Origin of the sequence: Paenibacillus oenotherae, from assembly GCF_019443105.1 — a bacterium.
GTDB classification, from domain to species: domain Bacteria; phylum Bacillota; class Bacilli; order Paenibacillales; family Paenibacillaceae; genus Paenibacillus_Z; species Paenibacillus_Z oenotherae.
Genome location: NZ_JAHZIJ010000008.1, coordinates 124,641 through 149,764, shown reverse-complemented (window position 1 = coordinate 149,764; position 25,124 = coordinate 124,641). Strand labels below are relative to the sequence as shown.

At 48.2% G+C, this 25,124-nt stretch carries 24 protein-coding genes; 3 read left to right on the top strand and 21 right to left on the bottom strand.

Going from position 1 to position 25,124, the window contains the following annotated elements; genetic code table 11:
• Positions 1 to 5: 5 nt before the first annotated feature.
• From K0T92_RS13495 to K0T92_RS13465, 7 genes are all read right to left on the bottom strand, one after another.
• Positions 6 to 1,103, bottom strand: coding sequence for a GerAB/ArcD/ProY family transporter (locus K0T92_RS13495; protein WP_219873005.1), 1,098 nt, complete (start codon positions 1,101 to 1,103; stop codon positions 6 to 8).
• Between the two features lie 18 nt (positions 1,104 to 1,121).
• On the bottom strand, positions 1,122 to 1,301 hold the full coding sequence (locus tag K0T92_RS13490) for a hypothetical protein (protein WP_219873004.1): 180 nt from the start codon (positions 1,299 to 1,301) through the stop codon (positions 1,122 to 1,124).
• A 746-nt stretch (positions 1,302 to 2,047) separates the two neighbouring features.
• Positions 2,048 to 2,512: a phage tail protein gene (locus K0T92_RS13485; RefSeq protein WP_219873003.1), complete on the bottom strand. Its 465-nt coding sequence runs from the start codon at positions 2,510 to 2,512 to the stop codon at positions 2,048 to 2,050.
• 19 nt (positions 2,513 to 2,531) lie between these two features.
• Positions 2,532 to 2,747: a hypothetical protein gene (locus K0T92_RS13480; RefSeq protein ID WP_219873002.1), complete on the bottom strand. Its 216-nt coding sequence runs from the start codon at positions 2,745 to 2,747 to the stop codon at positions 2,532 to 2,534.
• 281 nt (positions 2,748 to 3,028) lie between these two features.
• Positions 3,029 to 3,790, bottom strand: a complete 762-nt coding sequence (locus K0T92_RS13475) for a GTP cyclohydrolase II (RefSeq protein ID WP_219873001.1) — start codon at positions 3,788 to 3,790, stop codon at positions 3,029 to 3,031.
• A 207-nt stretch (positions 3,791 to 3,997) separates the two neighbouring features.
• Positions 3,998 to 5,611, bottom strand: a complete 1,614-nt coding sequence (locus K0T92_RS13470; protein ID WP_219873000.1) for a class I adenylate-forming enzyme family protein — start codon at positions 5,609 to 5,611, stop codon at positions 3,998 to 4,000.
• Positions 5,612 to 5,932: 321 nt separating this feature from the next.
• Positions 5,933 to 6,370, bottom strand: a complete 438-nt coding sequence (locus K0T92_RS13465; protein WP_219872999.1) for a GNAT family N-acetyltransferase — start codon at positions 6,368 to 6,370, stop codon at positions 5,933 to 5,935.
• 190 nt (positions 6,371 to 6,560) lie between these two features.
• Here K0T92_RS13465 and K0T92_RS13460 point away from each other — a divergent pair, with 190 nt between their 5' ends.
• A complete protein-coding gene (locus K0T92_RS13460; protein WP_219872998.1) occupies positions 6,561 to 6,944 on the top strand; it encodes a hypothetical protein in 384 nt (127 codons plus the stop codon).
• Positions 6,945 to 7,061: 117 nt separating this feature from the next.
• Here K0T92_RS13460 and K0T92_RS13455 read toward each other — a convergent pair whose 3' ends face one another.
• Positions 7,062 to 7,919, bottom strand: coding sequence for an SDR family oxidoreductase (locus K0T92_RS13455; RefSeq protein WP_219872997.1), 858 nt, complete (start codon positions 7,917 to 7,919; stop codon positions 7,062 to 7,064).
• 233 nt (positions 7,920 to 8,152) lie between these two features.
• Here K0T92_RS13455 and K0T92_RS13450 point away from each other — a divergent pair, with 233 nt between their 5' ends.
• Positions 8,153 to 8,701 (top strand): TetR/AcrR family transcriptional regulator, encoded by a 549-nt coding sequence (locus tag K0T92_RS13450; protein ID WP_246628138.1) that lies wholly within the window; start codon positions 8,153 to 8,155, stop codon positions 8,699 to 8,701.
• 327 nt (positions 8,702 to 9,028) lie between these two features.
• On the opposite strand, the gene K0T92_RS13445 is transcribed toward K0T92_RS13450, so the two are convergent.
• The 8 genes from K0T92_RS13445 to K0T92_RS13410 all read right to left on the bottom strand — a co-directional run bounded on the left by K0T92_RS13445 (position 9,029) and on the right by K0T92_RS13410 (position 17,283).
• Entirely contained in the window at positions 9,029 to 9,712 is a 684-nt protein-coding gene (locus tag K0T92_RS13445; RefSeq protein ID WP_343223706.1) for an N-acetylmannosamine-6-phosphate 2-epimerase, read from the bottom strand.
• Positions 9,713 to 9,720: 8 nt separating this feature from the next.
• Positions 9,721 to 10,827, bottom strand: coding sequence for a Gfo/Idh/MocA family protein (locus tag K0T92_RS13440; RefSeq protein ID WP_219872994.1), 1,107 nt, complete (start codon positions 10,825 to 10,827; stop codon positions 9,721 to 9,723).
• Positions 10,828 to 10,993: 166 nt separating this feature from the next.
• Positions 10,994 to 12,100 carry a Gfo/Idh/MocA family protein gene (locus K0T92_RS13435; protein ID WP_219872993.1) on the bottom strand — a complete coding sequence of 369 codons (1,107 nt, stop codon included), beginning with the start codon at positions 12,098 to 12,100 and terminating at the stop codon, positions 10,994 to 10,996.
• On the bottom strand, positions 12,097 to 13,038 hold the full coding sequence (locus K0T92_RS13430) for a dihydrodipicolinate synthase family protein (RefSeq protein WP_219872992.1): 942 nt from the start codon (positions 13,036 to 13,038) through the stop codon (positions 12,097 to 12,099). Before K0T92_RS13430 ends, K0T92_RS13435 begins: the two co-directional genes overlap by 4 nt.
• Positions 13,039 to 13,062: 24 nt before the next feature.
• Complete coding sequence (locus tag K0T92_RS13425; protein WP_246628137.1) at positions 13,063 to 13,896, bottom strand: carbohydrate ABC transporter permease; 834 nt, start codon at positions 13,894 to 13,896, stop codon at positions 13,063 to 13,065.
• Positions 13,896 to 14,795, bottom strand: a complete 900-nt coding sequence (locus tag K0T92_RS13420) for a carbohydrate ABC transporter permease (protein ID WP_219872991.1) — start codon at positions 14,793 to 14,795, stop codon at positions 13,896 to 13,898. Before K0T92_RS13420 ends, K0T92_RS13425 begins: the two co-directional genes overlap by 1 nt.
• Positions 14,796 to 14,861: 66 nt before the next feature.
• Positions 14,862 to 16,223 (bottom strand): ABC transporter substrate-binding protein, encoded by a 1,362-nt coding sequence (locus tag K0T92_RS13415; RefSeq protein ID WP_219872990.1) that lies wholly within the window; start codon positions 16,221 to 16,223, stop codon positions 14,862 to 14,864.
• Positions 16,224 to 16,383: 160 nt separating this feature from the next.
• On the bottom strand, positions 16,384 to 17,283 hold the full coding sequence (locus K0T92_RS13410) for an AraC family transcriptional regulator (protein ID WP_219872989.1): 900 nt from the start codon (positions 17,281 to 17,283) through the stop codon (positions 16,384 to 16,386).
• Positions 17,284 to 17,485: 202 nt separating this feature from the next.
• Between K0T92_RS13410 and K0T92_RS13405 the strand changes: the two genes are divergently transcribed.
• Positions 17,486 to 17,935 carry a NanQ anomerase/TabA/YiaL family protein gene (locus K0T92_RS13405; RefSeq protein WP_219872988.1) on the top strand — a complete coding sequence of 150 codons (450 nt, stop codon included), beginning with the start codon at positions 17,486 to 17,488 and terminating at the stop codon, positions 17,933 to 17,935.
• Between the two features lie 81 nt (positions 17,936 to 18,016).
• Here K0T92_RS13405 and K0T92_RS13400 read toward each other — a convergent pair whose 3' ends face one another.
• From K0T92_RS13400 to K0T92_RS13380, 5 genes are all read right to left on the bottom strand, one after another.
• A complete protein-coding gene (locus K0T92_RS13400) occupies positions 18,017 to 20,296 on the bottom strand; it encodes a PA14 domain-containing protein (RefSeq protein ID WP_219872987.1) in 2,280 nt (759 codons plus the stop codon).
• A 271-nt stretch (positions 20,297 to 20,567) separates the two neighbouring features.
• The gene (locus K0T92_RS13395) at positions 20,568 to 22,856 is read right to left on the bottom strand and encodes a PA14 domain-containing protein (protein ID WP_219872986.1); all 2,289 of its coding nucleotides are present in this window, start codon (positions 22,854 to 22,856) and stop codon (positions 20,568 to 20,570) included.
• A 44-nt stretch (positions 22,857 to 22,900) separates the two neighbouring features.
• Complete coding sequence (locus tag K0T92_RS13390; RefSeq protein WP_219872985.1) at positions 22,901 to 23,200, bottom strand: hypothetical protein; 300 nt, start codon at positions 23,198 to 23,200, stop codon at positions 22,901 to 22,903.
• Between the two features lie 519 nt (positions 23,201 to 23,719).
• Positions 23,720 to 24,154, bottom strand: coding sequence for an SRPBCC family protein (locus tag K0T92_RS13385; protein ID WP_219872984.1), 435 nt, complete (start codon positions 24,152 to 24,154; stop codon positions 23,720 to 23,722).
• Between the two features lie 157 nt (positions 24,155 to 24,311).
• On the bottom strand, positions 24,312 to 25,094 hold the full coding sequence (locus tag K0T92_RS13380) for a DUF817 domain-containing protein (protein WP_219872983.1): 783 nt from the start codon (positions 25,092 to 25,094) through the stop codon (positions 24,312 to 24,314).
• Between the last annotated feature and the right edge of the window lie 30 nt (positions 25,095 to 25,124).

Below are 25,124 nucleotides of genomic sequence, written 5' to 3'. Positions count from 1 at the left end.
CTTTCTTAACGATGTCGGGCTCTTTTCACTACCAGTATGATGAACAGGGCTAACGGAATGATAAGCTGCATCGGAATATGTATGAACATAGGCACGAACGATAGTCCTTCAAGGGTATGCTCCGCAAACGTATCTGCTATCTTGATCGAAAATATAGCTGCCAGGCACGCGACAGGAAATGCAGCCGTGCGGTAGGGTACCCGGAACAAATGCTCGATTCCTTTAAGCGCACCGAACAGGAACAAAGACACCTTCACAAGAATCGTAATCAACATAACGAAGACAACGGCCATTTCCATCCGTTCAAAGAAATAACCGAATGAAACGTCCCGCACCGTAACCAGGAAAGGAAAATTCGTGCGCTCCTTCATCTTCACACCAAGCGATATCGTCTCCAGAACTGCCGTACCCGCCAGAATCAATCCGGAAATGCCGATAGCGAAGCTGGATACTTTTCCTGCGCGAGAGGCTGGCGCCAAGTATTGCATAAATACGAGACAAACAATCAATTCGCCGAAAGGAAACGTTACTAGCGTCGGGAAGATCGCAGACCAAACAGGCATCAGTCCATCCCCCAGCACTGGCTTCAAATAAAAGAACTGATAATCCCGGTCAATCAGAATCAATAGGAACAGGACGAGGATAATGCCCATGATAATGGGGAAAAAGAATTCGGCCGTTCTGATAATAACGCCGAACCCCAGCCATATCATATATGCAATGACCATCGAGAATGAAAATGCAAGCACCTCGGTCGGGGTATTCTCAAGCACTGCGCTCGATAACAATTCGAGAAAGTCGCGCATTACTCTCGCCGCAACGTATAGAAAATAAACGACATACATAGCGATGATAAAGCTCCCGAGCCAACGCCCAAACGATAATCGGACAAGCTCGAACAGGTCATAGGAAGGCTGTCTGGCTTGCAATATTCGGTAAAAGCCGAATAGACCCAATCCGATTACGGTGGCTGCTGCAATCGCGATCCAGGCATTCTGTTTAGCTGACGATCCCACATTCATGACGATGGCGCTACCCAGATCGAACAATATGATAACTGCGAATAACTGCACGGGCGAGACGACGAATTTCGCCTCCTTCATTTCGCTACCTCCTGTCGATTAATTCTGGTTCCTCACGGCAATACCGCGCCAATCTTTCCAGATGCAATAGGATAAGCCAATGATATATATGGAGATTTGGAAATAATTTGTATTAACCGCAAGCCCCATAATCTCATTCTTCTCCAAACCGATCGTGTCGATCAGATAGATGAACGCATACATGACACAAGTAATCATTAAGAAAACAGCCGTAAGCAGATGGATTCATCTCTCTTTCATGGTAAATGATGTTTGTATTACTGTCCCTCAATGGCTCATTGATTATGCAAGCAGCATTCCTCGCTCTTTAAGATTTCTGTAGAGTGACAGAGTAGGATTCCTGCGAATGTGCATGAATTTCGGTTGCAAGACGCCATACTGGTTAAATTCCTACGATCATGCATGAATGTGAGGATAAATCGGCCTTCGATGGAGAACTAAGGTAAAATACCTGCACTTTGGCAGGCATTTTACCTTTATGGGGCTAGAAACGAGAGAATAAATGCGGTTTCGCATGTTTCGCCTGGTAGCTCGCATATCGTGTTTCGTATGTCTCAGTGTTTGAGTGAGTCCAACCCATAAAATGCACAAAAAAACCTTCATAACCACTATAAAAGTGGAGTTGAAGGTTTTTTTCAACCCTTTATTACATGCAAAACGGGGGCAGAGATATCCAAAAATGGTTTCGGGACAACCCCTCATAATGGGACGATCTTAATTCGTCTATCCCCTTAAACTTTCCATGAACTGCGGGAATCAGAACATAGGTAGCTTTCTCTACTTGCGCCATATTCCTTGCCGCATCCTCAATACGATCATAACCGCCTGCTGCTCGACCTGCTGCGACTGTTCGTCACGGGCCGGGGAAGAGGGTGTCCCCCAAGCCTTGAATAGCTAAGGAACACCCTCTGTTCATATATTCCTTCACATGCGCTTTTGTTTACTTAATATTCTCCTTTGATTACAAAAAACGAGCCTCGAATTGTTCCAGCCAGCTTAGACTTCTGCCTAGCGAACTTAAACTTCCCTTCTAACTCCTGTGGTATCTCCATCCCCTCAGAAAGCTTAAAACCAACGGCCCGCTTCTTAGGGTCATCCACCGTGTACATAACATTGATCGCAAGCCCGTCCTCATAAAAGACGTAGGTAAATTTGATATTTTCCACTTGAAAACGCGACGTTTCCAAAGGTTTGGCCGCAAACTCAATATTACGCTCTTCTTTCAGGATTCGGTTCACATAATCAAGGCTCTCCTGACTTTCACTAGCCGGTACAACCGTGAACTCATGCTTGTATTTGGTCATAAAATAACGGGCTTCATTAGCACGCAAACCAGCAAGCGTTTCTACTACAGGTGAAGACTCTAAACCAACCGTAGACACGTTTTTAAAATCAACGATATGTGACATTCCCGTTCCTCCTTTTTACTTAACCCGCTTGCTTACTCTTGCGAGCGATCATCTTCAGTAGAATCGTTACCTCTCCGGGCAGACTCAACTCGCCTGAGCTTCCTACAGGCACCACGATTGTACCATCCGTTGAGGTCACTTTGCCACCACCGCTTTCTGTGCTGCTTGAAATGTCGCCGCTGCTGATCGCTACCGCTCTTGTCATGATTACGGCGGTGTATGTCATCTTCATCATGCCATTCTGTGCCGTCGTGGCTTATGATGGAATTTTGAAGCTGGCGCTGACTTCAACTCAACAGGTAGAGGCAGAAGCCTGCGAAAGGGCAGGCATGCGGTCTTCAGTGGACTAGAAATCGAAAATGCCTGCACTTTGGCAGGCATTCAGATTTGTAGAGAAAAGTCCGTGGAGCAGCTCACCTAAAACTTGCAAACTTCGGACGGATCTACCCTGTCGGTCTGCCCTTTCATAGCCAGCGCATATTGCAAAGCGAGCTTCATGTTCAATTCGTGGCTAGTCTAGTTATTATCGCAGCATCCCTCTCCTTCATTCAGGTGCCCTGCCCGCACAATTTTCGTCTTCAAATATTTCTCGTTATATTCGGAGACATCTCCCCAAAGCGGCACCCGGTCATCAACGTCCAGACCTGCCTCTAGGAGCGCATCTAATTTCTTCGGATTGTTTGTAAGCAGTGTAACTGGCTTAGATCGTAACGCCTTCAAAACCTTTATCGCATCGCTGTAATCGCGTGAATCATCAACAAAACCAAGCTGAAGATTGGCATCCACGGTATCGTATCCGTTTTCTTGAAGAATATAGGCCAGCGCTTTACTAAAGAGCCCGATGCCTCTTCCTTCATGGTTAGCCAGATAGAATAATGCACCGCTGCCATGCTCGACAATATGCTTCATCGACTGTTTGAGCTGATAGCCGCAGTCGCATCGCTTGCTGCCGAATATATCTCCGGTATGGCATATGGAGTGAAACCGGATCAAGGCCTGCTCCGTGTGGGGAAAATCCCCATAGACAAGGACACTTGATTGCTGAAATTCCGCTAAATTGATGTCAGATAACTTGGCAATGATGCGCTCAAAGTCTTCCGTCACTTCTTTGCAATTCAGCCAGCAATACCAATTAAATTCAACCGTTTCCCCAAATAAGTTAACCGGGAGCTTAATGGGGCCCACAAGATATACGGCTCCTTCTTCCGATTGGATTAGTTGTATCTTCTCTTGCAAGAGAGAAATTACTTTGCGGTCAAAGTTTTTAACAGTAGGCATGGAACCCATCCCCTTATAATCCAAATTGTATTTCCGACAATTGTAATAATTGTCTTATTATTCGCTGATGCATGCTTTTTATGTAGAACCTTAGGACTATAATAAACCTAAGATAGATATGTTGGAAGTAGGCACTTAAATAAAACATGATATACAAAAAGAAATCTTAAGATTTAGCTGCTATTTCAAGGAGTTATTCACATGGTTTTACGGGGTTAGCCCTGGCCTCTCATCAAGCCCCAACATGCTCCATTCATTAACTTTATTCAGGCCAACTTGCTTGCGCAGCTGCTTTTTGTCCACCTTATCCACGACCGTTCGAGGCAAAGTATCCAGGATGAACAGCCGGGTTGGCCATTTGTGCCTTGCGAGACTTGATTCGCAAAACGTCTGCAGTTGTTCCAAACTCAAGCTGCCTCCGTCCCGCAGAACTACGCAAGCAACAAGCATCTCGCCTTCACAGGGAAGTGGGAGACCGATTACTGCTGAATCACTAACCATCTCATGAGCTGAGATCACCTGCTCCACTTCAGCACAGTATACGTTGGAGCCGCCTACGATAACCATGTCCTTCAGTCGATCCCATACATAAAGATAACCATCGGCATCCAGACAGCCGACGTCTCCGGTCCGAAGCCAGCCGTCCGCCATCGCTTCATTAGACGCCTCCGGTCGGCGCCAATACCCAATCATCGTCTGCGCACCGCGAACAACGATTTCGCCGGGCTCGTTTATATCAGCCTCCCGGCCTTCCTCGTCGATAATCCGAACTTGAAAAGCCAGCTCTCCTTGGGCGGCTAGATCGGCTGGACGGCCCACGGATCGAAGACGCGCCGGTTCGTTCAGATGATGGATGGGGAATAACCGGCTGATAGACATTCCGCATTCCGCCTGTGAATAGTTGTTCACAATCAACGCTCCTGGGAATTGAGCAATCGATTCCCGCAGCGTTTCCGATGCAAGGATGGATCCTCCGCAACCGATCACCTTCAGGCTAGTCATATCCAGGCCAGTTGCAGACGCCTCGCGTGTAAGGTCGCGAAGCAGTTTGCCGACCGTGCTGAGATGCGTAATCCGATCACGTTCCACTGCGTCCAGTATGCGGTGCACGTTGGCCGGGTACTCGTCCAGAAACACCAGACAGCCTCCGGATGCCATGGTCGCCCACAGCTGGAATTGCCCGACAAGATGCGATATGTTGAGTACCAGCACACGGCGTCCCATATCATAACCGAACCCGACCGATGGAGTGAATTGATTCCAGGCCGACATGCCACGATGCGAATGCATGACCCCCTTTGGTCTACCCGTTGTTCCGCCTGTATAGATCAGAACGGCTGTATCATCTGCACTTCGTTTGCAAGCACCGGCTGGAGGTGATGCAAGCTCCTTCTGTAGGAGAGAACTCAGAGATGCAGAAGTCGCGGAACCTTCTTCCGTTGTAAACAGTTTCGGAGGTTTAGAGAGAAGGTGTACTGTGGAGTTAGCGGTATCGGCATAACGATTGTCATGGATCAAGACAAGCGGTTCCGCATCCTCAATAATGGCTGCGATCTCTGTTGCAGTTAGCAAAGGGGACGGAACGAGCGGAATGACACCGATCTCAACCGCAGCATAGAGCACAAGAACGAGTTGGGGATCCGGGTCCCCAAGAAGAGCAAGTCGATCACCGGGCCGGAGACCCTCCGAATACAGGGCGCAACTAAGCTGTTTAACATGATGATAAAGTTCCCCATAAGTCAGGATCTGACCATGACGCAAAAGCGCCGGCGCCTCAGGGTACAAACTTGCTGCCAATGGCAATCGTTCTGATAAAAGCATGTGATCACCCCCAATATGTCAATTTATATTATTCACATAAAAAAACTCGGATTAGTATTAGAATACCACGTATATGTAATGATTGGGTATTAACTATTCCAATAAAATACATTAGTTTTGCTAATAAAATGACCGGACGAGGAGCAAACAAAACCGCGCGGGAGGATTGGCGCTATATAGTGCATAAATACGAGACAAACAAGCGCTTCCCAGATCGAACAATATGCACCAATATGATTCTCCTCGTGTTGCCTGGTAAAAGAGGATCTACCGTTTGTTCGCTGCTAGCATGGAGAGCGCTTATTAGAGAAGATTCTGGCATCAAATATTCATTGACATATAGTTCTCTCCTTCAACAAAACCAAGACTTTCATACATCGGTTTAGCCATATCGGACGAATGCAGCAGGATTTTTCTAATTCCTTGTGACTTCAAATCGTCTATTGCTTCACTAACAAGTTTGGATACTATACCTTGACGGCGGTAATTGGGGATTGTGAAAACATTAGTCATGTATGCAACCAATCCAGAAGGATTTTCAAATCGTGGTGCCATGCGACATAAGCAAAAACATACTGATGATACAACTACTCCGTCGTCATCAGCAACCCATACAACGAGCGACTTGTCTGATAAGGAGGAATCAAAGTAGTTGCTAAATGTTTCATCCATACTACTGTTGTCCTCATGACATAACAATATCTTACGAAATGTAATTAACTGCGGTATATCGGTTGTAACAGCTTTTCGAAACAGCACGGTTGACTTCCTTCCCTGTTCAAAATATAAATTTTCAAGTATAAACTACTATCTGAATTATTATACAGAAATTAAAATTTATCCACTATCGTTGTAACGGCAAGTTGTCGTTAATCCTTTGAGGTCCCTTGTTATAAATGTATGCTAAGCTGTAATTAAAACCTGATTTCTAATCTGGGGGGACTTTAATATGAATTGGTTCATATTTAGTGCTTCAATCATTACCTTTGTGGTTGGCTTGATTCACAGTGTGCTAGGTGAGCTCTTAATATTCCGCAAGATGAAGCGCGGTGGCTTCATACCGACTGACGGAGGTAGTGTGTTGAGGGAATCTAATGTGCGCATTATCTGGGCTACCTGGCATGCGCTTACGGTCTTTGGGTGGGGGATGGCTTTCCTCCTATTGTGGCTTGCACGTCACTCCTTGCACGATACTACATTTTCATTAGTTGCTAATATAGTAGCTGGCACTATGCTGGCAGGCTCAGCTTTGGTCTTTATCGGTACAAAAGGCAGACATCCTGGGTGGGTTGGTTTATTGATCGCAGCTATTTTTACATGGATAGGTGGGTAATGGCTATTATTTATGGTACAGTTCACCACGCTGTCTATAATGGCAAGTTTAGGGCCATCCTTTGCTGGATCGCCCTTTCTTTGCACGAATAAACCGGAAATAGCATTCACAGCACGTCTATAGAGGTAAAGACTCTTTTAAAAAGTCTCTTAGCGTCAACGGAGGCCGCCCGATCAGGTCAGCTAAAGCGTTACTCGTTTGCGCAAAGTCCCCGTTACGGCTGGCACGGAATAAACCCAAGGTGATTGCAATGCGCACTTCCGGAAAACCTTGTGCAGTCAGATACGCCCGATATTCTTCGTCCGTTACGACCTTTCGATAGATAGGCCGACCGACGATATCCGATACCATCGCCGCAACCCCCTCCATGTCAATCGCTTCAGAGGCCGTTAGATTCGGAGATGGTCCATCCCAGTTCTTCTCGGTTAAGATCACTGCAGTAGCTTGGGCCAAATCCGAGTGCGTTGTCCAGGCAATCGGACCGTCTTCGGGAACAATCAACTCGCCCGTTTGGATGGCATCGCCTATTAATCCAACCAATGAGGAAGCGTAAAAACCGTTGCGAAGAGACGTGTGGCGCATACCCGACTCTTCAAGCAAATCTTCTGTCGCTGCATGGTGAACCATAGGCGGAAAATACGACGTCGAAGAAGAGCCTATATGACTCGTGTATAGAACCCGTCCGGCACCGGATTTCCTTGCTGTGTCAATCGCGGTTTGGTGCTGACGGATCCCCGCATCTCCCAAAATACCGGTTGAAACAAGGAGAACCTGCGACGCGCCTTCAAAAGCATGCAGCAAGTTCTCCGCCTCAACGAAATCGCCATGACGAACACGTACGCTGCGCTCCTCCAGATCCTGCGCCTGGCTCACATCCCGAACACTGACACCCATCTGCTCAGCCGGGATGCGCTTAAGCAGCTGCTCGACCACGTCCCTGCCTAACTTCCCATTCGCTCCAGTAACGATAAGCATGTTACTCTCACCCTTTCTTCTCTGAAAAAAGTTTGCTAACTATACGGATTTGTGTAACCATATATCGCATAAGTAAAAGATAAAGGGTCGGAGCCCGGTCAACAATCAGCAAAAGGCCGGTTTCGTTGCTTTCCCGACACAATCGCCGTTTTGTTTGTTTTTGAGATCCGAAGAAAGCGTGGTTTAGCATGCCGGTAAATCCAAGCGACCCCCGTGTAAAGAGAACCCGACAGTTGTTTATTCAAGCCTTTAACGATCTGCTCGACGAAAAGAGAAACATCTATTCCATTTCTGTTCACGATATTGCGAATCAAGCGGCCGTCAACCGCGCAACCTTCTATGCCCATTTTGAAGACAAATTCGCTTTTCTCGCTTATTGGATGACGGAGAAGTTTCAGCTCATTCTTAGAAAAAGACTGCCGGATGATGCTGCCTTCAGTCCGGACAATCTGTATGTCCTTGTTCAGACCGTCTTTCAATTTCTAGTACGATTTCGACAGTACCTCACGCCGGGAGACAAGCAATTTGAGCCGCTGCTGGAGAACGCCATGCAAAAGGAGTTGTATCGTCTCCTGCTCCAATGGCTACAATCGGGGCCTAAACAGAGCGGCCCGCAAGAAAAGCTGGAAGCTACGGCTCTTGTGGTCAGTTGGGGCATATTCGGGTCGGCCCTACAGCGGAGCAGGGAGGCTCAATCCCGCACGCTAGAGTCGATGGTGGAAGAGGTTATCGAGGTTGTAACGGTTAATTTAGGCGCTTTTTGGGAGCAAGCAACAGGATGAGCTTGAACGTGGATGGCCGCAATCTCCTCTGCGGAGTCACTCCTAGAAAGCCTGATCCGCTTAAAGCACCTTTCCGGGAAAAACTTGCCGTTACTTATGGTACGTTTCTCCGCGAATAATCTTAAACCTATAAACCCGCTCCAACAGAAAAACCCTACATTAGCTGGTGTAGGTAACTCATACGCCCGAGAAATTCCGTTGTTCTTCGACTATTTTTGAAGCCCCACGTGAGCCAGGGCTTCGGATCATTCCCCATATAAAAAATCTCGCCCTGGTGCGCAACCTTTACAGGTATGCGTGGCGAGATCCGTTCACTTGTACGTTATTTTACCGGGCACTAACCGCATCAATCTGTCTGGCATAAGATTGCGTAATCAGCTGCGGGCGCGTGATCGCGGAGCCCACTACAACGGCGAATGCGCCTCGTGCAATACACGCCGCAGCCATCTCCGGCTTATCGATCTTCCCCTCCGCAATAATCGGCTTGCCCGCCTGCTGCAATAGGCCTTCCAGCAGCTCGAAGCTGAACGCTTGGATATGCGCCGTGTAAGGCGTATATCCTGCGAATGTCGTCGAGACGATATCCACTCCGCAGCTCGCGGCTTCGATTCCTTCCTCAAGCGTGGAGATATCAGCCATTAACAGCATCTCGGGATAACGAGCCTTCACCTGCATAATGAAATCGCGTGCGCTTTGTCCCGACGGCCTCAAGCGATTGGTGGCGTCGAATGCAATAATATCTGCACCAGCTGCGACGATCTCCTCTACATCCTCCATCGTCACCGTTAGATACACATCACTATCCCGGTACACTTTCTTATAAATCCCGATAACCGGAACATTGACGCTCGCTTTGATCGCCCTAATATCGGCTGGACTGTTCGCGCGGATTCCTGCTGCCCCGCCTTGTATAGCCGCCACTGCCATTTGTCTCATATGGACGGAGCCATGGAGAGGCTCGTCCTCCAGCGCCTGACAGGAGACGATCAATTTGCCCTTCAAACGTTCCAATATGGTATTCATCCCGTTACCTCGGAAACATCGACCTTGCGGTTCTCTTGCAGCGACAAAGTTAAGGCGTCAGCGGTAGCAATAGCCGCTCTGGCAGCAGTGCCGTCTATCAAGGGCACGAACTCTTCGTCCGCTTGCCCGCCTTGTACGAGATAATGGAGATAGTTCATTTCCTTCTTCATAATAGAATCCAGCCACATCGGCGGCGTTTTGCCCGGTTTACCGTACGCAATTGCGCTGTCCACCTCGAAATTTTTATAAATTGCCGTCCGATCGTCGTCCTCTTCCTGCGATTCATGCAGCAGATACCGGGTTTCGCCTTCCTCGGTCTTCAAGATCACCTTCACATCCTGAAGGTCGATCAATATCGCGCCTTTGGTGCCATTAATCTTCACATAATGCTCATTCCAGCGGAACGCAGAGCCATACTGCAGCGTTGCATATTTATCCGCTCCAAATTCAAGGGTGATCAGCAGCATGTCGTCCTCGTCGCCGAAGCCTTCTCCGTTATGCGCTACATTGCCGCCCACCATACAAGCCGTCTTCGCAGGCCCCATCAGAAATTGAACCAAGTCCAGCTCATGAATATGATGATAGAGATGTCCGCCTGACTTGTCTCTTAGCTTCTTCCAGCTAAAGGTCGGCTGCGGCTCTTCCCAGCCGATCCGCTCGGCATGGCAGAATAGAAGCTCCCCGATCTTTCCTTCGTTAATCAAGGTCTTGGCCGTTCTGACCCCGTTCATGAAGTTCATAATATGGCCTGCAACGAATAGGACGCCGCTCGATTTTGTCGCTTCGATCATCGCATTGCAATCCTCGTAAGACAATGCAATCGGCTTTTCGCAGAAAACCTGTTTGCCGTATTTCGCTGCAAGAAGCACGGGCTCCTTATGCAAGTAGTTAGGCGTTGCGACAACAACAGCATCTACATCCTCACGGCTGCAGATGGCATCCAGATCTGACTCGACGTCACAGCCCAGCCTTGCCGCCACCTCGGCTCCATTATCGGGATCCAGTACGGCTACAAGACGAGCCCCTTCTATCGTCGTAATAATTTCTGCAAGTCTCGCGCCAAAATAACCCGCTCCAATAACTGCATAACCTATATTCTTCATCTATGATTCCCTCCGACACTATCATTTCTGATCTCTTCTTCAATAACCATATTAGATGAACGATTGAAAGGAACCTCCAGGCTGCAGCGCAGGGGAATGTTCTTGCGATCGCTGTTGTTCTTTCTCTAGTTCAACCTAACTGGCTAATTACCCTAGCAGCAATTCTTTATCCCGTTACCTCGGAAACATCGACCTTGCGGTTCTCTTGCAGCGACAAAGTTAAGGCGTCAGCGGTAGCAATAGCCGCTCTCGCAGCAGTACCGTCAATTAACGGAACGAACTCTTCGTCCGCTTGCCCGCCTTGTACAAGATAATGGAGATAGTTCATTTCCTTCTTCATAATGGAATCCAGCCACATCGGCGGCGTTTTGCCCGGTTTTCCATACGCAATCGCGCTGTCCACCTCGAAATTTTTATAAATTGCCGTCCGATCGTCATCCTCTTCCTGCGATTCATGCAGCAGATACCGGGTTTCGCCTTCTTCGGTCTTCAAGATCACCTTCACATCCTGAAGGTCGACCAATATCGCGCCTTTGGTACCATTAATCTTCACATAATGCTCATTCCAGCGGAACGCAGAGCCATACTGCAGCGTTGCATATTTATCCGCTCCAAATTCAAGGGTAATCAGCAGCATGTCGTCCTCGTCGCCGAAGCCTTCTCCGTTATGCGCCACATTGCCGCCCACCATACAAGCCGTCTTCGCAGGGCCCATCAGAAATTGAACCAAATCCAGTTCGTGAATGTGATGATAGAGATGTCCGCCTGACTTGTCTCTTAGCTTCTTCCAGCTAAAGGTCGGCTGCGGCTCTTCCCAGCCGATCCGCTCGGCATGGCAGAATAGAAGCTCCCCGATCTTTCCTTCGTTAATCAAGGTCTTGGCCGTTCTGACCCCGTTCATGAAGTTCATAATATGGCCTGCAACGAATAGGACGCCGCTCGATTTTGTCGCTTCGATCATCGCATTGCAATCCTCGTAAGACAATGCAATCGGCTTTTCGCAGAAAACCTGTTTGCCGTACCTCGCTGCGATAAGCACCGGCTCCTTATGCAAGTAGTTAGGCGTTGCGACAACAACAGCATCTACATCCTCACGGCTGCAGATGGCATCCAGATCTGACTCGACGTCACAGCCCAGCCTTGCCGCCACCTCGGCTCCATTATCGGGATCCAGTACGGCTACAAGACGAGCCCCTTCTATCGTCGTAATAATTTCTGCAAGTCTCGCGCCAAAGTAACCTGCGCCAATCACGGCGTATCCTTTACTATTCATCTATGGTTCCCTCCGAAACTATCATTTCTAATCTCTTCGACATAACGATTAATGAGATTGCCAAGCTCGTTAATTGCAGCATCATTGTCAGCAACGGGCAGGAACGGTAGCCGCGGATTGCCGATGTCAACGAATCGTTTGCGGATGATCGTCTTGCATGCCCCGTAAAGCGACGGGAAGGAAATGAGTCTGCGAATAATCTCATTAATCCGCTTCTGCCACAGCCCGGCAGCCTCGAGATCGCCAGCTTGAATAAGACGCTCAAGCTCTACGAACAACTCCGGCATACAGCCGTAAGTGCCGCCGATCCCTCCATTAGCCCCCATCAGCCTGCCAGCAAGATATTGCTCGTCCGGTCCGTTGAATACCATGAAATCATCACCGGCAGCCGCACGGAATTGTTGAATTTGATAGGTGCTCTCCGATGAGTTCTTAATGCCGCGCACCCGCTCCTTGCTCATCATTCGCTCGAAGAGCGTCATCGACAAATCATACCCGGTCAATTGAGGGATATTGTATATAAAGAAGGGCAGGTCTGCCGCTTCCATAATCGTGTCCCAATGCTTCTCTATGCTTGCCTCTGAAAGCCGATAGTAGACACTTGGCACTGCAGATATCGCGTGCGCGCCGCATTGTTCCGCATGCCCAGCCAGATGGGCCGCTTCATGTGATGCCGCTGCGCCTACATGAACGATAATCGACATGCGGCTCCCCACCGCCTGGACAACTGCTTCCGTCAGTTGTTTGCGTTCTTCCAGGGACATCAGAAAGCCCTCGCCGGTAGAACCGCATACATAGACCCCGTTTACGCCAATATCAGCATACCGATTGCAAAGCTGCGCAGCAGCATCCGCATTCACATTGCCATCTTGATCATAAGCCGCATTTAACGCCACCGTGACACCTTTGTACTTGCTAATATCGTATTTATCCGACACAGTACGCCTCGCTCCTATCGATCATTATTTGACAGAACCCTGTGTAAGTCCGCCAGCAATCTTATTCTGAATAATCAGAAAAAATATAACAGAAGGAAGTATGACGAGAACAGAAGCCGCCATCATTTCGCCCCAATCCAGAATCTCCGCGCCTGTCAAGGAATACAGCGCGACAGAAACCGGCATCTTGCCCGTGCTGTTAATCAGAATTAAGGAGAACAGGAATTCATTCCATGCATTAATGAACGTATACACCGCGACAGCGACAATCCCGGGCGCCACGACGGGCAAGGCGATCCGATAGAATACCATCAGCTTGTTCGCACCATCCACCCGCGCCGCTTCTTCAATCTCTAACGGCACCGTTCGGAAGAAACCGATCATCAGCCATACCGCATACGGAATGGAGAAAGAGAGATAGGTGATCACCAGCCCCACGAGCGAATTGGCAAGCTGCACCTTCGTAATAAGAATGGAATAGGGGATTGCCAGAAGAATCGGCGGGAACAAATAAGTCGTAATCAGCACCCGCGTCATCACCTTGCCTACTCTGGGAAAGAACCTTACAATCCCATAAGCCGCAAGTGCAGAAATCACAATCGAAATGAACGTTGCAGACAGTGCAACTATAATACTGTTGACGATATTGACGTCAAAATTCAATACATTAAGGACGCGGTCATAGTATAGAAGAGTCGGCTCCTTCGGGAAGAAGCTTAATGGGCTGCCGACCATTTCCCCTGGGCTTTTGAAGGATGACGATATAATCCACAGCAGCGGGAAAGTAGCAACAGCCGCGAGAATCGTAAGGTAGATATAAGATACGCTATTACCCAACCATCTTCGTTTCATGCCCATTACATCTCATCCTCCTTTTCCCACTTGTCGAGCAATTTAAAGTACAGGAAGCATACACACAGTAAGAATATGAGCAGCAGCACCGTAATGGCGGACGCAACACCAAGCTGCTTCAAGCCCCAACCCGTATTGTAGGCGAATATTGGCAGGGTCATCGTCAGATCGGCAGGACCGCCGCCGGTTAATAGATAAACGAGTTCAAAGTTATTGAATATCCAGATCGTTCTAAGCACCAGCAATAGACCAATGACCACCCTGACATGCCTTAGCGTAATATGCCAGAAGGATTGAAAAGAACTGGCACCATCGATTTGTGCTGCCTCGTATTGCTCTGCCGGAATAGTCTGCAATGCAGACAGCACATTCACCATAAACAGGGGCGCGCCGAACCAAATGTTCACGGCAACCACGGTCCAGAATACAAGATCCGGATTGGCGAAGAACTGCACCAGCTCATCTGTAGCGCCTATATTCACCAGAATATTCGGGATAAAGCCGGATACACCATTGAGTATCCATTTCCACGAAATCGCGATTACAATGACGGGAAAGGCCCACGGGATGATTAATAAGGTACGGTATAACCCTTTCAGCTTCGGGATCCTGTTCAAAGCCAGCGCAGCAGTGAATCCAACCAGCAGTTGACCTGTTATTGAGACAATCGTCCACTTAATCGAATTGGCGAATGCAACATAGAAGTCGGGATTGGTCAGGATCGAAATATAATTCTCGAAGCCAATAAACTTCACTTGCGGTCTGATCAAATGCTTTGTCGTAAAGCTGAAATACAAGCTGGACAGGATCGGATAGATCAGCAGGAGCACCACGACAAGGATAGCCGGTAATATGAAGTACATGCCTGTTGCGTTCGTTTGTAACAACCGTCTGTATCGTTTCACCTCATCACTCCTTTATAAGCGGGGAGTGCATTGACCTGCTCTGCACACCAAACTATTCAACGTTATTTATTCCAGCCCCTCGAATAAATCATTCAGCTTCTTCTCGGCAGCTCCAGCAGCGGCTTCGACGGGGGTATTCTTCAACACAATCTCTTGGAACATCTCTTCGATCACATTTTGTGTTGTCAATAGACCGGACTGAGGCGCAGGACCGTACTCCATGCCAACAGCCGTTCCTACCCCAACAGCTTCGCTGATCACTTCAACCGCATGAGAGAACTTCTTGATCGTTGGCTCGGATAGAAATGCTGTATCTGTGGAGATTTCCTTTACTGCCGGCAGCATGCCTGCTGGTACAGAGTGCAGGAACTCAATATAACGATCCTTCTCGTACAGGAACTCGATAAACGCTTTGGCCACTTCAGGATGCTTGGATTCCTTCCATACAACGAGCGGGGTATTGGAGGTTTCTACCGCCGGAAGCGGGTCATTGGCATTCATCCTGGGGATCGGAGCTGCGTCGATGACGTCCAGAAGCTCTGGCGAGTTTGCTGCCACGCCTCCAATATGGAATCCGCTGTTGAAGTCGAAGGCAGATTTTCCTTGATAGAACAACGTAGCTTGATCAAGAACTTTAAAGTTAATCGAGCTTTCCGGTGAAACCGCTTTGTACATCTTCACCCAATAATTAATGCCATCTATAGCTGCTTTGCTCGTCAAATTTGCTTTGCCGTCTTTCGTAAGAAGCGTATCTCCGGCAGTGCGAACATAGTAATTCAAGAATCGTGTGGCCATCATGTCGCCTGTGCCCATAGGAACGGGGAGTCCGAATACTTCAGGCGGGTTGTGCAGAGCCTTAGCCGTTTCAAAGAGCTCGTCCCACGTTTGAGGTACCGGTAAATTGGCCTTCTCCAGCAAGTCTTTTCTAATCCACATGACCTGAGCGTGGGAGTAAAGAGGAATGGCGTAGTTCTGTCCGTCCTTAGTAACCTCACTCAGCGGCGCTTCATAGAAACGGTCGCGTCCCATCTTGTCGATCAGATCATTCAATGGAATGATGGCATCGGCATCGATCATCTCCACAACATGATTTGGAAGCGCTGTACTTACATCCGGCACTTGGCCTGAAGCGAGACCGGTCGTCCACTTCGTGTAGAAGTCGCCCCAAGGGAACACTTCGAGTGTTATCTTCACACCCGGATGCTTGACCATGAAATCAGCAGCAGCTTTCTTAATGACTTCATTCCTGCCGCCCTGGGTGAAGGAGTGCCACATGACAATTTCGCCCTTTAATTCCGTTGCATTCGTTCCATCGGAAGTTGAAGTGTCCTTCTGCGCATTATTATTGTCAGCACCCGAACACGCAGCGAGTACACCCATTAATAATGACAAGACAACAGCCAACACTATTCCTCTGATCGGTCTCATTCAAACCCCTCCGTCACTTATTTTTATAAGGCCAATTGGCTTTATGGACCGATTATAGACAAGATGCTGGCAACTTTGTAGACAATAAACCGCTAATTAATAGCACATAACGATCATAATATGAATGTTGTGTTAGGTTACCAATTTGTGAAAAGGTGATTTATTCCCTGGATATAGATCGATATCCACGAGGCGCTATTCCGAAATTTAATTTGAACATTCGTGCAAAATAATTCGGATCATCATAACCAACCTTGCTCGCAATATCGGAAATTCGGTCATCCGTTTCTAGCAGTCTTCTTGCAGCAGTCATCATTCGCAGCTCATTAATGAACTCGCTGGGCGACTTCCCCGTATGTTCTTTGAACAAGCGGCGCAATGAGGATTCACTCAAACTTACCATCTCACACAGGAGCTGAATGTTTAAACTTTTGTCGTGATGCATAATGAGATATTCAACGACACTTTGTATTCGGGTATCCATTTTCAGCTCAGGTTTCATGTTCCTCTGTGCAATCTGATTGGGCAGGTGCCGATTCTTGTACTGCTCCCGGTATCTTTCCTCCGCAAGCTTCGCCTCGGCATCACTCAATATCCCGGCGCCGCAATCGACCAAGTAAGCCATGATAAGCTCCAGGTATCCCCTCATTCGAAAAGACTTGCCTGCAGTAGATGAAGTTTTCGCCGACACGATTCTCTCGAAATATTCATGAATTTCCGGTTCATCACATTCCGTGATCTTCTGAATGCCTAATCGTTCGGGCCACAGCTCCGTATCGTATAAAGGAATTGCCGCAGTAAAACGTATACTGATAAACGTAAAATCATCCTCAAGCGCCTGACAATGCATTTCACAGCCTTGCGGGACATATAAGATTTGGTTCTTCTGTACGACGATCTCTTCTCCGTCGATGGTAATCCTGGCTTTCCCATTCTGGATCAGGCGCAGCATCGAATAAGGCACCCGATTCCGGGGATAGATCCACATCGACGGAAAAATATATTTATCTGCATATAGAAAGTTGAGTCTTAACGAATTGCGCAGTACTTGTTCAGACATGCCGTTCATCCCCCATATCTTGAGCAAACTTTACAGCTATTATTCAGTAGAATACCCAATACTTCAATATCAAATGTCTATGATTCGATCAAAATATGGTTGCAGAATGCTACTAATTGTCGTTCCAGCCCGTTTTTTAAACGTCGCATAACCTCTAGAATTAAGAGCATGAACGGACTCTATTCGAATGGGAGCGACAGCGATGATTTATGACCATATTAGAAACTATACGAAATACGAGGGGTTAGGAGCTCTTTCAGAAGCATTGCATTTTATAAGCACGCTGGACGTCTCTAGTTTAAGTCCGGGGAGAATTGAACTGGATGGCGAGCACATGTATGCAAACGTCATTGCACTCACCTCGAAGGCGGAGATGGATTGTGTGTTTGAAGCTCATCGCAAATATGCCGATATCCATTTCATTATCAGCGGGACTGAAGGCATAGCGTTCGCTGCCGTCGATAACCTTGTTCCGGACAACGCGTTTGATGAGAACAATGATATTGGATTCTATTCGGGGCGATCTAGCGGCACTCTGTTTCTATTAGCAGGGGATTTCGTGGTCTGTTATCCCGGTGAAGCTCATAAAGTGGCAATCGCCCAGAGTGAACAAGGGCCAATCACCAAAGTCGTTGTCAAAGTAAGCGTCTAGCTGGTTCAGACAACAGGAAGAGGCTATCCCCAAGGGGACAGCCTCTCCAGTTGTACTTCCCCGCCCGCTAAGGGGCAGCTATTATGGCAGGTACAAGCGGCTCGATGGTACAATTTGCTTCGACTGGCTGCTGCTGGACCACGATAATTGTGCAACGGCATCGAAGGAGTTGTCGTAGTACTCCATTTTAATCTCGTATTTGTGTCCGGCTCCCAATGTAATCGTACCGCTGTTCTCAGTGACAGTATGGTTCGTCCAGTTGTCAATGATCAGCTGGTTGTTCACATAGAGCCGTACCCCATCATCCGAATTGGTGTAGAAGGTATAGGTCTCGGAGAATTCCGGCTTAATCAAGCCCGTCCAGCGTACGCTGAATGTATCGGGATCAACGCCGGTTACGGGGCTGCCCGTACCCCAATTGAAGTTGATGTTGGCATCGGTGCGCAATGCCATCGGACTTGTGAAATCGATGTTGTTGAAATATTCGCCGCGAATTCCGTTCGCCTCAATCAGGACGCTTGCCTTAGCGGAGTTCGAGCTTTCTGCGGGACTGTCCACAGCGCTGACAACATAATAATAGATCGTGTTGTTCAATAGACCGATATCGTTATAGCTGGTTGCCGTTATGTTCGAAGCGATTGTCGTATAAGGACCGCCGCTTGTTGTCGAACGCTTGACATTATAGCTTGCTGCACCGCTGGAAGCGCTCCAGCTCAATGACGCATAACCCGTGCCTGCTGTTGCTGTCAGCCCGGTTGGCGCATCCGGAACAGACGCGGAAGGATAGAGCAGGCGCTTAGGAATAACTTGTGAAGCTTGATGGGTGCTTGACCATTTCAACTCGGCGGTTGCGCTGTCGCTATCATCAAAGTATTCCATAACAATGTCATATTTCTGCCCGCCTGTAAGCGAGATGGATCCGGTGTTGGTAGTTAGCGTCTGCATGTTCCAATCGTCAATGATCAATTGACCGTCGACCCACAGGCGAACACCGTCATCTGTAATCGTGGAAAAATTATAGGTTTCGGAATACAGCGGACGCACCTCGCCCGACCATCTCACACTGAATGAATCCGGATCCACTCCGGTTTCCGGACTGCCCCATCCCCAAAGGAAAGAAACGCTGCTGTCCACTTTCGTTTTTACGAGACCTGTAAGATTTGCGTTATTGAAATACTCCGCATAAAGCCCCGTTCCCGAAGGCTCGCTGAAAGGCGCTTGAACCATTCCATAGCCATAGAAGTTGTCATGCCCCGGATCGCCCAGATCACTGGCGGTTTCGATAAGCTTATTCCTGATCTGCGCGTTCGTATACGCAGGATACTGCTCCATATACAAGGCTGCGATGGCGGCTGCATATGGCGATGCCATTGACGTGCCGGTCTTGTACGTATAGGAGTTGCCGATAGCTGTGCTGTACACAGCTGTGCCAGGCGCAGTCAGTTCCAGATGAGGGCCTATATTGGACGATATGTTCCGCTCATCCGTCTGCTCTGCATTAGCAACCGCGATGACGGAGTCATAACCAGCCGGATAACGCGGCGGATCATCGACGCTTGAGTTCGAGCTGCTGTTGCCCGCCGCCGCGATCAACAGAATGCCGTTAGCAAAGGCGGTATCGCATGCCTCCTCCATTGCTGGTGAATCGGTTGCTCCGCTTAAGCTCATATTGATAATATCGATATCGTTGTCGATGGCCCAATCAAGACCATCGTAGAGGAAGGAATAAAGGCCATTGCCGTCATCATCAAGCACCTTGACCGAATAAAGATCGACATCTGGCGCGGCGCCTACCGTTCCGATTGTATTATCGAGTGCCGCGATAATTCCAGCCACATGCGTCCCGTGTCCATGAAGGTCACTGGCTGTGCTGCTGGTTGAAAAGTTGACTTTGCCCGCAATGTTCAGATCGTCATGATCGGCTATCCCGGTATCGAATACAGCGACCTTGACATTATCGCCTGTAAGGCCATTCGTCCAGCCTTGCTTCGCTTGTATGCGCTCGATTCCCCAGTCCTCAGTTTGAGCTTCTGCTTGAATAATGCCATCCTCTTCAATAGAAAGAATGGATTCATCCGCGATTAATTCCGCAAGCTCCTGTGGAGTTACGGTCATCGCTTCCGCATTGAAATGCTTGTATTTCTTATGCTTCTTATACTTCTTCTTGCTCGCCTTTCGCTCTGCGGCAGCTTCGGGCTTGTACTGCACGATGATCCGTTTTTCTTGCGACGGATTTTTCAACAGCTGCTCGTCCACAACCTTGTGCGGTTCATCGGCAATTGCCGATGCCGGACCTGCAGCGGCGATGGATAGAGACATCATCGACGCGACAATCGTCCATTTCATATACTTGCGTAACATTAATATTCCTCCCATGCAAAAGTGGTAGAGTAAGATTCCTGCGAATGTGCATGAATTTCAGTTATAAGACTCCTAAATGGTTAAATTCCTGCGATGATACATGAATTTGAGAGGAAATCGGCCGATAAGGGAAAATGAAGGTAAAATGCCTGCACGCTGGCAGGCATTTTACCTTCATGGAGCCAGAAACGAGCAAATAAATGCCGTTTCGCATGTTTTTCGCCTAGTGGAAACCGAAATTTCCAAAGAGGATGCTATAGTCGTCAGACCATTATGGCAGGTACAAACGGTTCGATGGTACAATCTGCTTCGACTGGCTGCTGCTTGACCACGACAGTTGTACTACCGCATCGAAGATGTTGTCATAGTATTCCAATTTAATATGGTATTTCTGTCCGGCTGTCAGTGTGATCGTTCCGCTGTTCTCCGTGAGCGCATGATCCGTCCAGTTGTCGATGACCAGCTCGTTATTCACATACAGCCGCACTCCGTCATCCGTATTGGTATAGAAGGTATAGGTTTCCGTGTATTGAGGCTTGATCATTCCCTTCCAGCGCACGCTGAATGTATCGGGATCAACACCGGGTGCAGGGCTGCCCGTACCCCAGTTGAAGTTGACGTTGTTATCGGTGCGCAATGCTATCGGACTCGTGAAATCCATGTTGTTGAAATATTCGCCACGTAGTCCGCTAGCCTCTACCAGAGCGCTGGCCTGGGTGGAATTCGCGCTTTCCGCCGGACCGTCCAGAGCGCTGACAACATAATAATAGGTCATATTGTTCGCTGGACCGATATCATAACGGCTTGTTCCTGTTACATTCGAAGCGATTGTCGTATAAGGGCCGCCGCTTGTTGTTGAGCGTTTGACATTATAGCCTGTTGCTCCGGTGGAAGCGGTCCAGCTCAATGCCACAGAGCCCACACCGGCCGTTGCTGTAAGTCCGGTTGGTGCTGCCGGACCAGACACAGGCACATCAGGGTAGAGCAGTCGCTTAGGAACATTTTCATAAGCTTGACTAGGGCTATACCATATTAATTCAGCGCCTGCGTGATCGACATTATCATAGAATTCCATAACAATGTCATATTTCTGCCCGCCTGTAAGCGAGATGGTTCCAGTGTTGAATGCTGGGGTTGGGTGATTGTTCCAATCGTCAATAATCAATTGACCGTCGACCCACAGACGAACACCGTCGTTTGCATTCGTCGAGAATTCATAGGTTTCAGAGTACAGCGGAAGCACCTGACCTGACCATCTTACACTGAATGTTTCCGGGTCAATGCCAGCTGCCGGACTGCCCCATCCCCAATCGAATACAACCTTGCTGTCAATCCTTGTCATGACGAGATCTGTGAGATTCGCATTGTTATAATATTCAGCATAAAGCCCAGTTCCATATGGCGTGCTGAAAGGCGCCTGAACCCATCCATAGCCGTAGGAGCTGTCGCGCCCTGGAACGCCCAGATCATAGGCCGTTTCAATAAGCTTGTTCCTGATCTGCACATTCGTATACGTAGGATACTGCTCCATATACAAGGCAGCGACCGCGGCTGCATACGGCGATGCCATAGAGGTACCGGACTTGTACGTATAGGAATTGCCGATAGCTGTGCTGTATACGGCTGTGCCCGGCGCAGTCAACTCCAGATGAGGACCCTTATTGGAGTCTATACTTCTCTCATCCAATTTATTTCCATTAGCGACCGCAATTACAGAATCAAAACCGGCAGGATAGCGTGTAGTATCATCGCCGCTGGAGTTCGTGCTGTTGTTCCCTGCCGCAGCGAAAATCAGAATGCCGTTATTATAGGCGGTATCGAATGCATCCTCCAATAGCGGTGAATAGGTCGCTGAGGATAAGCTCAAATTGATAATATCGATATCGTTGTCGATGGCCCAGTCAAGACCGTCGAACAGGAACGAAAAAAGGCCTTGACCGTCATCTCCAAGCACTTTGACCGAGTACAGGTCAACATCAGGAGCGGCGCCTACCGTTCCAATCGTATTATCGTGCGCTGCGATAATTCCGGCCACATGCGTCCCGTGTCCATTAAGATCGCCATCCGTGCTGCTGACCGTATAATTAATTTTGCCCATAATGGTCAGATCGTCATGATCGGCTATCCCGGTGTCGAATACGGCAACCTTTACGTTATCGCCAGTAAGACCATTCGCCCAGCTCTTATCCGCTTGTATGCGATCGATTCCCCAGTCCTCAGTTTGAGCCTCGGCTTGAATAATGCCATCCTCCTCAATGGAAAGAATGGATTTGTCCGCGATTAATTCCTCCAGCTCCTGTGGAGTTACGGTCATCGATTCGGCATTAATATGCTTGTATTGCTTATGTTTCTTATACTTCTTCTTGCTTGCTTTTCGCTCTGCGGCTGCTTCGGGCTTGTACTGTACAATGACCCTTTTTTCCTCCGATGGATTTTTCAACAGCTGCTCGTCCACAAACTTTTGCGGTTCTTTGGCAACTGCTGATACCGGACCTGCAGCGGCGATAGACAGCGTCATCATGGAAGCGACAACTGTCCATTTTACAAACTTGCTTAACATAATATTCCTCCCTTGCAATATTAGTAGATACATAGTCATATATATCAACCAACTGTCAATTCTGACAATAGGACCGATGCGCGGCAGTTTCCAGCCAACTCTTCAAACTCGCATCCCAAGCCGTCAATAGGTCTTATGAACCAGTACTTTCTATGTAAGCTTTCCGGCATTTCAATAGGGGCTTGGCTGGACAGTAACCAACATCCCAAATCGAGAAAGCGAACGTCTTGCGAACGCCCATCGATATGATCCACCGAAACCATGACTAAACGATCATAAATAGCAAATAAATCAGGATTATTTGTATTTATCAGATAATCAAGGGCATAAAGAATCATTAACAAACAGGAATTTTGCCGAAAATTAGCGAATACAACCGATGAATTTCCAAATAATTTATATTATACAAACGCTTTCATACAGAAATATTACAAACTATCCACGTTTCTATTTCGCATGAACTATACAAGGGTTAGAAAAGAACCTTCAGCTCCACTTTTATAGTGGGGTTGAAGGTTCCTGTTTGCATTCTATGGATATCCATCGACGGCAGCGAACATACCTGCGAATAGGCATGCTTTTCCTCATTTCAGCCTGCTGAAGACCGAATGCCTGCCAAAGCGCAGGCATCTCGTCAAGTTTTCCCGATAGCAGCCCAATCCGCCCTATATTCCTGCCTAATCGCAGGCATTTTGCCCTCAATGGCTTCTTTTAGCCGAAATTCCTGCTCTTTCGCAGGCTTCCCCTCACTCCACTAACCGAATCTGTTGCAGTCAGTTGCAGTCAGTCACTGGCACAGGTTTGAAGCCTGGTTGACGGGAAGCCCGCCGTGCCCATCTCAATTCCAAGGCATTGAAAGCCTCTTACTCTGCTTTAGCTGTTTCCGCGTATTTCTTGAAATTGTCCAGAATCGCCTGCCATCCGGCTTGCTGCATCTCTACGGCATTGGTCTGCTCCGCTTCGAACGATTCGATGATTTGCGTGTCGTTGCCTTGGCGAATAAACGCGATCTTCACTTTTCTATCGTCGCCGAGCGTATAAGCGATGCTCTCGTAAGTGCTCACCTCATCGTATACTCCGCCGAAATCAAAACCAAAGCTGCCATCTTTGGCTTCCATTCTTGTGACGAACTTGCCGCCGACGCTCAGATCGTTCTCTGCGTGTGGCGTATGCCAGTCGTCGGAAGCCTTGCTCCATTGCGTGATATGCTTCGGTTCTGTCCAGTATTCCCACACGCTTTCGACGGGAGCATGAACGATCGCTTCCACTGTTATCGTTACCGGATTACTTGTTCCCATTACATAACCTCCTTAGATGGCTGAGATACACAACTTACCAAACTATTATAGCATGAATTGGCAGTTGGATTTCTCTTGGATTGCTATATCTACCGGATGCGCGGCAGCAGGATTAACGCCAGAAATATCTCATCTCCCTGAACCGGGCATCCCCTGGTTAAAGGCTTGAATCGTTCGCCGTTCGATTGGCCTTGACATGTTTGAGCTGGGCTACGATAATGACGCTGACGATGACGAGAAGGAACCACGAGCTGATCTTGCTGAAGCTAACCAGCTTCCAGCTTTCGTGCTGGTCAGGGTATTGCCAAGCCCCGAGCAATGTAGCTATATTCTCTGCCAACCAGATGAACACACCTACAATGATAAAAGAAACCGTTAAGGGCATGCGGTAAGTTACAGTCCGTACACGATATATGATCCAGGTTTTCCAGAAAACAATGCATACAAGCCCCATTAGCCACCACCGAAAATCGGGAATAAAATGATGGGTAAAAAAGTTGAAATAGATGGCCCCGCCTAGCAGCATCGAAGGCGCAAACCCAGGCCAGCCGGTCATATCCATCCGAAGCCTCCGCCATACCTGGCACATAAAGCTGGCTACGCTCGCATACATAAACCCGCTATAGAGCGGGACGCCAAGCAGCTTCGTAAACCCTGGCTCAGGGTATGACCATGATCCCATCCATACCTTATACAGCTCCAGCACCAGGCCAATAAAGTGAAATACACAGATGACTTTGATTTCATCACGTGTCTCTAATCCGCTGCGGTACATGAGATATTGCACGCCAAGCAATACGAGCAGGATGGCATCATAACGATGGATGAAAGGCACCTCTATTACGCTAGAGAGCGCTAATGTTCCAAAGATCGCAACAGGAAATATGCAGCTCATTGCCTGATGATAGCCAAAATGCAGGAGTTGTATGACAGGCTTCAATTATATTGTTCTCCCCTTCATGTCTCTTTA

Bases quoted from the DNA above. Each gene is read 5' to 3' on its own strand.
- K0T92_RS13495 (WP_219873005.1), bottom strand. From the start codon at position 1,103: ATGAAGGAGGCGAAATTCGTCGTCTCGCCCGTGCAGTTATTCGCAGTT.
- K0T92_RS13490 (WP_219873004.1), bottom strand. From the start codon at position 1,301: ATGATTACTTGTGTCATGTATGCGTTCATCTATCTGATCGACACGATC.
- K0T92_RS13485 (WP_219873003.1), bottom strand. From the start codon at position 2,512: ATGTCACATATCGTTGATTTTAAAAACGTGTCTACGGTTGGTTTAGAG.
- K0T92_RS13480 (WP_219873002.1), bottom strand. From the start codon at position 2,747: ATGATGAAGATGACATACACCGCCGTAATCATGACAAGAGCGGTAGCG.
- K0T92_RS13475 (WP_219873001.1), bottom strand. From the start codon at position 3,790: ATGCCTACTGTTAAAAACTTTGACCGCAAAGTAATTTCTCTCTTGCAA.
- K0T92_RS13470 (WP_219873000.1), bottom strand. From the start codon at position 5,611: ATGCTTTTATCAGAACGATTGCCATTGGCAGCAAGTTTGTACCCTGAG.
- K0T92_RS13460 (WP_219872998.1), top strand. From the start codon at position 6,561: ATGAATTGGTTCATATTTAGTGCTTCAATCATTACCTTTGTGGTTGGC.
- K0T92_RS13455 (WP_219872997.1), bottom strand. From the start codon at position 7,919: ATGCTTATCGTTACTGGAGCGAATGGGAAGTTAGGCAGGGACGTGGTC.
- K0T92_RS13440 (WP_219872994.1), bottom strand. From the start codon at position 10,827: ATGAAGAATATAGGTTATGCAGTTATTGGAGCGGGTTATTTTGGCGCG.
- K0T92_RS13435 (WP_219872993.1), bottom strand. From the start codon at position 12,100: ATGAATAGTAAAGGATACGCCGTGATTGGCGCAGGTTACTTTGGCGCG.
- K0T92_RS13425 (WP_246628137.1), bottom strand. From the start codon at position 13,896: ATGGGCATGAAACGAAGATGGTTGGGTAATAGCGTATCTTATATCTAC.
- K0T92_RS13415 (WP_219872990.1), bottom strand. From the start codon at position 16,223: ATGAGACCGATCAGAGGAATAGTGTTGGCTGTTGTCTTGTCATTATTA.
- K0T92_RS13410 (WP_219872989.1), bottom strand. From the start codon at position 17,283: ATGTCTGAACAAGTACTGCGCAATTCGTTAAGACTCAACTTTCTATAT.
- K0T92_RS13405 (WP_219872988.1), top strand. From the start codon at position 17,486: ATGATTTATGACCATATTAGAAACTATACGAAATACGAGGGGTTAGGA.
- K0T92_RS13400 (WP_219872987.1), bottom strand. From the start codon at position 20,296: ATGTTACGCAAGTATATGAAATGGACGATTGTCGCGTCGATGATGTCT.
- K0T92_RS13395 (WP_219872986.1), bottom strand. From the start codon at position 22,856: ATGTTAAGCAAGTTTGTAAAATGGACAGTTGTCGCTTCCATGATGACG.
- K0T92_RS13385 (WP_219872984.1), bottom strand. From the start codon at position 24,154: ATGGGAACAAGTAATCCGGTAACGATAACAGTGGAAGCGATCGTTCAT.